We start from the raw sequence: 6,000 nt of genomic DNA, 5'->3' as shown, positions 1-6,000 counted from the left end.
CGCCCGCCGCCTCAAGGCCCGCGCCCACCGCGCCCACGCCATGGAAGAGGCCATGAACGGCGTGACCGCGCTCGAGGTCATGCGCACCCTGCCTCCGCGCATCGAAAACGACTTCCGCCGGGTGGGCAAGGAGTTCGTCAAGCTGGCGGACATCATCCTCAGACGCGGCAACCTCGTCATGAACGCGACATGCGAGCAGCCGCTCTTCGCCACGCTCCAGCCGCTGCTTGCCGACATCGCCGGGGTGCTGCCCGAGGGCGCATCCGCTCCGGTGGAACGCACCGCCCCCGCCTTCCCCAAACGAGAGGGCCTGAGCATCCCCGCGCAGGTCAACTACGTGGGCAAGGGTGCCAACGTCTACGAACACGGCATCGAATACCACGGCAGCCTGAACGCCGCGTCCAAGTTCCTGCGCACCGGCTACCTCTGGGAAAAAATCCGCGTGCTCGGCGGCGCGTACGGCGGGTTCACCGTCTTCGACCGCTCCAGCGGCTCGCTCAGCTTCCTGAGCTACCGTGACCCCAATGTGGAAAAAACCATCGAGAACTATGACGGTGTGGCCGACTACCTCAAAAACCTCGACCTCTCCGACGACGAGCTCCAAAAGTCCATCATCGGGGCCATCGGCGAAGTGGACGCCTACCAGCTTCCCGACGCCAAGGGCTTCACCGCCTTTGTCCGCGCCCTGACCAACGACCACGAGGAAGGCCGCGCCCGGATGCGCGAGGAAATCCTTTCCTGCACGGCCGAGGACTTCAAACGCCTTGCCAAGGCAGCAGAGATCGTGGCGAACCACGGCGACATCGTCGTCATGGGCAACGAACCGGCCATGGACGTTTCCGGTCTTGATCTGGAGATGAAAGGGATACTCTAGTGGCGAACCTCGTCCTTGAAAATCTCGGAAAGACCTTCGGCCACGGCGAAAAAACCGTCACCGCCCTGCAGGACATCTCCATGCAGGTCGGCGACGGTGAATTCGCCGTGGTCGTGGGCCCGTCCGGCTGCGGCAAGTCCACCCTGCTGAACATCGTCGCCGGACTGGAACCCGAGACCGAAGGACAGGCTCTCATCAACGGGCGACGCATCCACGGCCCCGGCGCGGACCGCGGCATGGTCTTTCAGTCCTACACCCTGTTCCCGTGGCTCACGGTGCGAAAAAACATCGAATTCGGCCTGCGCATCAAAGGCATCCCGGCTGCCGAACGCGCTGAAACCGCCCGCCGCTACCTCGGCCTCGTGGGCCTTTCCGAATTTGAAAACGCACTGCCCAGCGAGCTGTCCGGCGGCATGAAGCAGCGCACCGCCATCGCCCGCGTGCTCGCCAACAAGCCCGAGATGCTGCTCATGGACGAGCCTTTCGGCGCCCTCGACGCACAGACCCGGCTGCAACTGCAGGACCTGACCCTCGACGTCTGGAGCAAGGAAAACGCCACCGTGCTCTTCATCACCCACGACATCGACGAGGCCATCCTCCTCGCCGACAACGTCTACATCATGTCCAGACGACCCGGCCGGATCGTCGAAACTATCCCCATCGACATCGAGCGCCCCCGAGACCACCGCATTACCCTCACCCCGGAATTCGCCAAGCTCAAAGGCGTCATCATGGAACGCCTCTGGAAGGAAATCGAGGCGTAACGGCTCTGCCGAAACTTACCTCCCCCAACTCCTGAGGCTTCGGCTAGCGCAGGGACTCAAGGAAGTCGGTCGACTTGCGAATGTCAGGCGTAAGCGGACGGTCAGCGTCCACAAACGGAACCTGCCCCCGATACGAAATCAGCAACTTTTCCGTCTCATCACCCAACGCAAGGTCCGGATTTCCGCGCCTGCGCAGGTCAACGGCCTGCGCTGCGTGCAACAGCTCCAACCCCATGACCGTGTAAACCTTGGCAACAAGGTCATCCAGCCGCGCCGCAACGAGCAGCGCGTTCGTGGAAGTATCCTCGATATCCCCCGCAACAGGCAACCCGTCGGGCGATACCGGGTTCGCGAGCTGTCGGACGGAGGTGTTGATCGCCACAACCGGCTTCTGAATTGCACCAAAAGTGATGGACACATCATTCGGAGCAAGAAAACGGGAAAGCCCGGTGAAATGCGGGTCCGAGAGCTTGATGGTACGCAAGGCCGAACCTCGTGAAACATGGCAGAGGGCAAGGCTCAACTGCTCAAGAGCCAGTACAAATGGCAAGGGCTCGAAATTCGCCGTCGGCAAAACCGCGCCCTGCCCCGCGGCGGTCTGCAAAACGTATTGCTGCGGCATCGACGCCATGTCCATGCCCTCCAGAACCGCCGGATTGTCGTCAGATGCGTTGATCTGAATGCGAAGCATTTCCCGCGCCTGCTTCAGCGCATGCAACGCACTGCCGAGCACCACGCCCGCAGTGCGGTAGGAGAGCGGGTCCTGCAGCGGTCGCTTCGGGTACGGCTGCCAGAGATAGCTCCCGGCAAGAGCTTTTCGAATCGCGGCGGCTGATTCCACATTTCCCGGAAACGGGCGCAGCTCGGCTGCCTCATGGGTAAAGGGAGCCATGTTTCCGTTCAGTCCTTCAAGACTCAGCCCCAGCACGAGAGGCACGGTCTTGAGCAGTCGCTCGGCCTTGAGCACAGCCAGCACCCCTTTGGCCGCAGAAAAGGCGTTTGTGCTGAGTATTGCCAGCGCATCCTTGCCGATCGGGTCGAGCACGGTCAAACCGGCCTTTTCCAGCGCCTTCTTTCCTGTCATGCGCTCGCCGTCAAAATCCGCCTGCCACTCGCCCAGCATCACCAGCCCCACATGCGGGGCAAGGGTTATATCAGCCTCGCCAACACTCCCCTGCGACGGAACAACAGGCGTAATGCCGGCGTTCAGGAAATCAGCATAGAGCCTAGCAACCTTCGGCTGCGCCCCGGTACGGCCCAAAAGCATCGTATTGAGGCGGATGACCATGGCCGCGCGCACCAGCTCCTTCGTCATGTCCGGCCCTGCTCCGGCAGCGTGGGCGCGCAGGGCGCTTCGATTGAATTCCCGGGATCGCTTCAGAATCCCATCAGTGAGCTTTCCCCCGGCCTTGAATACCGCCTTGTCCTTGTTCAGCCCCACCCCCACGGTCAGGCCGTAGACGGGCCGCCCTGCCGCGGCATACGCCATGAGCAGTTCGTGGGAAGCCTCCATCCTGTGCAGCGCCTCTGAATCCAGAACCACCTTGCGGCCTCTTGCCACGCTCTCCACCTGGCCGAGACGCAAGTCCTGCCCAGTGAGCAACAGCGGATCGCCCGCGGCGCACACTGCAGGATTGCCAACCATGAGACAGCACAAAAAACTGAAATAAAAAGGCAACACACCGAAAAGGCTTTTCCCGCTACACCAGCCCACAATACACCTCCATATCAACCGGGCACCAATCCTCTTCAGGAACTCGCGTGCCATTCTTTGCAGAAAAAGGAAGCCAAGGATTATTAGAATCTGCCACGAGCCTCCCGAGCATACACAGCACATGGGCAGGAATCACCACCCTTATAAAACGGCGCAGTCCGTCCGGAATGAAGATTGACCTGAGAAACCTTCGCCCGATACACCTGTCTCCCGATTTATAACCCTGTTGTGATGACAGTATGCGTAGCTTATATTTAACTTGAACAGAACAATACTGTCCTTTGGCAACAAGGAGAAACCATGAAGAGAGCCCGCTTCGGCAAAGGCAGATCGGCAATGCTCTTTTTCTTCGTGCTCCTTTCCCTCCCACTCTCCAGCGCACTGGCCAACGACAAGACCGTTCGCGTCAGCACGTCCTACAAGACACTGCTCTCCACGCCCGAACAGACCGGGATGCTCGACCAGATAATCATCGAAGCCTTCCGCAGAATCGGCGTCAAGGCAGAGGTGGTCTTCACGCCCACCGAACGCTCCCTTGTGCAGGTCAATGAAGGAGCGCTTGACTGCGAACTCAACCGCATAGAAGGGATGGAAACAAGCTTTCCGAACCTCTGCCGCGTCCCAGAACCGAACATGGTCATGCACTTCGTAGCCTTTGCCAAAAAGCCCATCCCCATTTCCGGGTGGGACAGTCTGCGCGAACTCAGGGTCGGCTACGTCAGCGGCTGGAAAATCCTTGAACACAATACCGACGAGTTTCCGCATGTCACCCGCGTCCTAACCCCTGAACAACTCTTCCAGATGCTTGAAATGGACCGCCTCGACGTGGCCCTCTACGCCAAGCTCACCGGCTACGAAAGACTCAAGGCGCTCGGCTACGACAACATCCGCCACCTCGACCCGCCGCTGGCCAGCAAAAGCATGTTCCTCTACCTGAACAAAAAGCATAAGGGCCTCGCCGCGCCACTCGCCAAGGCCCTGAAAGACATGAAATACGACGGCACCTATGAACGAATCGTCCGCGATACCACCGCGCACCTTCGCTAGTGCCGCCCTCAGGTTGTTAAAACCTTCCGATTTGAGTAGAAAACTCTCAGGTGTTCTGATCACTCTTCCATAAGCTCGCCGAAAACGTTTTCCAAGGTGCGCTTGGTGAAGATCACTCAATCGCCACCTATCAAACGGGATTCTGCCAGCAAAGATCCGGAGAGATACCTATGACAAAAGAGAAAGTGCCCTTTCTGTGCGAATTCATGAACGAAGCTGTCGTTCTCTCGGACGGAAGAGTTACCACCTGCTGCATGGATCCACTGAACCAGAATATTTTCGGGAGCATTTACGAAGACTCATTTAAAGAGCTTGAGCGAAAATACGTCGACAACATCAGAAGAGTCGCAGAGGACGCACATAGCCTGCCTCGCTGCTCTATCTGCTATGAAAAGATAAAGGCTTCGGGATTCAAGCCAGGAAAATACTCCGTCAACTTTTCCGAACAGAAAAAAAAAGACCATCTCGAACAGCTCTCATCGCTCAAACGCATGGTCATTGAGCCATCTTCTATCTGCAACCTCAAGTGCAATGGCTGCATGCAACAGCGATTCGACATTCCCTCATACAGGAACGCACCACGCCTCGACATGGATACGGTCTTCAGCTTCCTAGAAGGCAATCTCGGGCAAATCACAACGATACGGCTCTACAACTACGGCGAGACCTTCGCTCATCCAGAGTCGATACCATTCATAAAACGCGTGAAATCGTTAAGCTCGGAAACAGTCGTCCACGTCGCCACCAACGGGCTGATGCTTGATACGCACGAAAAACGAAAACGTCTCGTAGAATCTTCCGTCGACAGACTCACCTTTTCAATACATGGCGGCTCGCAGGAGTCCGTGGAACCCTACATGACAAAAGTCTTCAATTTCGAAAAAGTCATGGAAATCCTCAAGGACCTTGTTGCATTAAAAAAAGAATACAATGCGGCGCAGCCCATCCTTGAATGGAAATACCTGCTCTTTGAATGGAACGATAACGACGAAGAGATCAGCAAGGCTACCACCCTTGCTCAACAACTCGGTCTCGATTCGATTCTCTTCTTCGTCCCGGGCTACCCCTCGCCATCCAAACGCTTCATGAACAACCCGGAACAACTCGCCAAGCTGGGACAGGTTTTCAAGCAGGGTTGACCCCCAGCGTGCAAAGGCTGGCCCCTCTTCCCCTCAGACGCCCCATCCCATCACCCCTCCGCAAAACCTTTTGGCTGGGCGGTGCCCACACTGATGAATGATTGACCATGGCAGAATTCAATCGGTTTTGCAGGAAAAGAGTCTTGTTTAGGATCACTAAGAGAACATGGAAGACTCTTTTCAGATGAGCTCAACCCGTTAACCCCAAACACCCTTTCCCCGCCCGAAACGGATCAGCCGCAGAGCTGTCACGAAGGGCAGTTCTGCGACCTGATCCGTTTCCGGGCAACCAAGGATTGCAAAGGGGATTATCCCCTTTGCCGGGGTGCAGGGGCAGCGCCCCTGCCCGCCGGAGGCACCCGGCTAGAGGCTTGCGGCTTGGTTCTTTAAAATCAAAGGGTTACCTTGTCAGACAACCCTCTGCTCGGACCATTTTTCTTTTCGGTGGCTCGTGTTTGTGGC

Annotated in this window: 4 protein-coding genes and 1 pseudogene; 4 read left to right on the top strand and 1 reads right to left on the bottom strand. The window is 57.7% G+C overall.

From position 1 onward, the window contains the following. Both JCM12178_RS18705 and JCM12178_RS10085 read left to right on the top strand, forming a co-directional pair. Positions 1 to 874: pseudogene (locus JCM12178_RS18705) on the top strand (insulinase family protein); the annotation flags it as partial. Continuing rightward, entirely contained in the window at positions 874 to 1,638 is a 765-nt protein-coding gene (locus JCM12178_RS10085; RefSeq protein ID WP_054651032.1) for an ABC transporter ATP-binding protein, read from the top strand. The pseudogene JCM12178_RS18705 and the gene JCM12178_RS10085, both read left to right, overlap by 1 nt. A gap of 43 nt (positions 1,639 to 1,681) precedes the next feature. Here the strand turns inward: JCM12178_RS10085 and JCM12178_RS10080 are convergent, their stop codons facing one another. Then, positions 1,682 to 3,283: an HAL/PAL/TAL family ammonia-lyase gene (locus tag JCM12178_RS10080; protein ID WP_054651038.1), complete on the bottom strand. Its 1,602-nt coding sequence runs from the start codon at positions 3,281 to 3,283 to the stop codon at positions 1,682 to 1,684. A gap of 369 nt (positions 3,284 to 3,652) precedes the next feature. Here JCM12178_RS10080 and JCM12178_RS10075 point away from each other — a divergent pair, with 369 nt between their 5' ends. Continuing rightward, positions 3,653 to 4,399 (top strand): substrate-binding periplasmic protein, encoded by a 747-nt coding sequence (locus JCM12178_RS10075; protein WP_054651030.1) that lies wholly within the window; start codon positions 3,653 to 3,655, stop codon positions 4,397 to 4,399. Positions 4,400 to 4,569: 170 nt separating this feature from the next. Then, on the top strand, positions 4,570 to 5,538 hold the full coding sequence (locus JCM12178_RS10070) for a radical SAM/SPASM domain-containing protein (protein ID WP_054651028.1): 969 nt from the start codon (positions 4,570 to 4,572) through the stop codon (positions 5,536 to 5,538). Positions 5,539 to 6,000 lie beyond the last annotated feature (462 nt).

It is taken from the genome of Salidesulfovibrio brasiliensis JCM 12178, assembly GCF_001311825.1.
In the GTDB taxonomy this organism is placed as follows: domain Bacteria; phylum Desulfobacterota; class Desulfovibrionia; order Desulfovibrionales; family Desulfovibrionaceae; genus Pseudodesulfovibrio; species Pseudodesulfovibrio brasiliensis.
This window is presented reverse-complemented; position numbering and strand designations above follow the sequence as displayed.

Bases quoted from the DNA above. Each gene is read 5' to 3' on its own strand.
- JCM12178_RS10080 (WP_054651038.1), bottom strand. From the start codon at position 3,283: ATGGTTGGCAATCCTGCAGTGTGCGCCGCGGGCGATCCGCTGTTGCTC.
- JCM12178_RS10075 (WP_054651030.1), top strand. From the start codon at position 3,653: ATGAAGAGAGCCCGCTTCGGCAAAGGCAGATCGGCAATGCTCTTTTTC.
- JCM12178_RS10070 (WP_054651028.1), top strand. From the start codon at position 4,570: ATGACAAAAGAGAAAGTGCCCTTTCTGTGCGAATTCATGAACGAAGCT.